This window comes from Dietzia sp. IBK-p2-15D, assembly GCF_057773105.1.
This window is the reverse complement of the sequence record NZ_JBYMTK010000029.1, coordinates 1-552: the sequence shown is the minus strand read 5'-3', so window position 1 is coordinate 552 and position 552 is coordinate 1. Positions and strand designations below refer to the sequence as shown.

Sequence of the window (552 nt, the reverse complement as noted above, 5' to 3'; positions counted from 1 at the left end):
TCCTAATCCATCATATTCTAACCAGATATCGAATTTTGGCAAATAGAAATCACAAGATAAATTACTGTTTTCTTTAACTCGTTTTTCATATTCAAATTCAATATTATTTTGCGTTAAAAACTCTGCTATTTCTGCTTCGCTTTTAGAACGATATTTGATTTTGTTAAATTCGGTTGGAATACCAAAGAGTGTGGAATTTGATGATAAATCTATATGCCATTTTTTGTTATTTCTGTCAATCAAATGTTCTTCGAAGATGCCAAATTTCGTAGAAGTTTCTTTGTAGTTTTTAGTTTTTTTCAAATAATCTGCCATCTCCGCTTCATTCACTTTATCCCATTGAGACGTAAATTCATGCAATATTTTTAGATTTAAATTTGAAATAGCAGATACTGTTACACCAAAATAATTCGCTATTTCAGTATAAGATTTTCCATCCTGAATAAGTGATCGACATTTATTTAATTTATCATCAGTCCAAAAATTCTGTTTAATTGCAATATTAAATTTTCTTAAATAACGAGTTATTGTAGTTGCAGAAGTATTTTTTAA

At 27.5% G+C, this 552-nt stretch carries 1 protein-coding gene; it reads right to left on the bottom strand.

Annotated elements, in window-relative coordinates; all coding sequences use genetic code 11:
- On the bottom strand, positions 1–552 hold a 552-nt coding region (locus tag AC3DEV_RS16700), incomplete at both ends, for a PDDEXK family nuclease (protein ID WP_488372816.1).